Raw genomic sequence first — 1,536 nt, forward strand, 5'->3', positions numbered from 1 at the left:
CCGGAGAATCCAGGGCGCGCCGACACGACGGCGCACGATCCACATTTGTGACGGGCTTTACGGTGTTCGACCGACGGCCAGTCGGTTATGATCATCTGTCATCCGAATCGAGGCGGAGCCGATGCGCCAATATCTCGACCTGTTGAAGCATGTGCTGGAAAACGGCGCCGACCGTGGCGACCGCACCGGCACCGGCACGCGCTCGGTGTTCGGCTACCAGATGCGCTTCGACCTTTCGCGCGGTTTCCCGGTCACCACCACCAAGAAGCTGCACCTGAAGTCGATCATCCACGAGCTTCTGTGGTTCCTGGCCGGCGACACCAACATCAAATATCTCAACGACAACGGCGTCACCATCTGGGACGAATGGGCCGACGAGAACGGTGACCTGGGGCCTGTCTACGGCAAGCAGTGGCGCTCCTGGCCGGACGGGCATGGCGGCGGGATCGACCAGATCGCGGGCCTTCTCAAGGAGATACGCAAGAATCCCAATTCGCGCCGGCTGATCGTCTCGGCCTGGAACCCGGCCGAGGTGGAGGCGATGGCGCTGCCGCCCTGCCACTGCCTGTTCCAGTTCTACGTCTCGGAGGGCCGGCTCTCCTGCCAGCTCTACCAGCGCTCGGCCGACATCTTCCTCGGCGTGCCGTTCAACATCGCTTCCTACGCCTTGCTGACCATGATGGTGGCGCAGGTCACCGGGCTGAAGCCCGGCGACTTCGTCCACACGCTCGGCGACGCGCATCTTTATTCGAACCATTTCGAGCAGGCGCGCGAGCAGATGCGGCGCACGCCGAAACCGCTGCCGACGATGTGGATCAATCCGGAGGTGAAGGATCTCTTCGCCTTCCGCTTCGAGGATTTCCGCCTCGAGAACTATTTTGCCGACGCCAGCATCAAGGCGCCTATTGCAGTGTAGGGGCCTCACCCCCGCACCACGCGGGGCGCGCCAGCATCAATCGATCCCGACCATGACGTCGGACGCTTTGATCACCGCGTAGGCCTGCTTGCCTTTTTCGAGCGCGAGGTCCGCAACCGCTTCATTGGTGATCGAAGCGGTGACGATGGCGCCGCCGCCGATGTCGATCCTGACATGCGAGGTGGTCGCTCCCTTGACGATCTCGGTGACCTTGCCCTTCAGGATATTGCGGGCGCTGATCTTCATGTGCCTCTCCTTCGCTGTATCGAATGGGCTTCATCGTAGGCTGGGAGGATCCCGCCTAACAATGGTCCCGAGGCTAAAAAGCCTTCCATTGTTATGTTCATCTGGATATATCGGTCAAAGGCATTGAGCTGAACGGACTTTCAACAGGGAGGTTTCATGACGGGCAAGGGCTTTGGCTTGAAGGCGTTCGCCATCGGCGGACTGGCGGCAGCGTTGATGGCGGCCGTGCCGGCGGCCCGTGCCGACGACAAGGTGGTCGTGTTCGCCGCGGCGAGCCTCAAGGACGCGCTCGATGCGGCCAACAAGGCCTGCGAGCCGGAGGTCGGCGAAGCGGCGACCATTTCCTATGCGGCAAGCTCGGCGCTGGCCAAGCA

2 protein-coding genes and 1 pseudogene are annotated in these 1,536 nt (G+C 62.3%); 2 read left to right on the forward strand and 1 reads right to left on the reverse strand.

From position 1 onward, the window contains the following. The first annotated feature begins 121 nt into the window (after window positions 1-121). A complete protein-coding gene (locus EOA29_RS36065; RefSeq protein ID WP_126093136.1) occupies window positions 122-916 on the forward strand; it encodes a thymidylate synthase in 795 nt (264 codons plus the stop codon). 36 nt (window positions 917-952) lie between these two features. Here the strand turns inward: EOA29_RS36065 and EOA29_RS36070 are convergent, their stop codons facing one another. Further along, on the reverse strand, window positions 953-1,162 hold the full coding sequence (locus EOA29_RS36070; RefSeq protein WP_126093137.1) for a molybdopterin-binding protein: 210 nt from the start codon (window positions 1,160-1,162) through the stop codon (window positions 953-955). Window positions 1,163-1,318: 156 nt separating this feature from the next. Between EOA29_RS36070 and EOA29_RS36075 the strand changes: the two are divergent. Then, window positions 1,319-1,536: pseudogene (locus EOA29_RS36075) on the forward strand (molybdate ABC transporter substrate-binding protein); the annotation flags it as partial.

This window comes from Mesorhizobium sp. M1E.F.Ca.ET.063.01.1.1 (assembly GCF_003998155.1).
Taxonomy (GTDB): Bacteria; Pseudomonadota; Alphaproteobacteria; order Rhizobiales; family Rhizobiaceae; genus Mesorhizobium.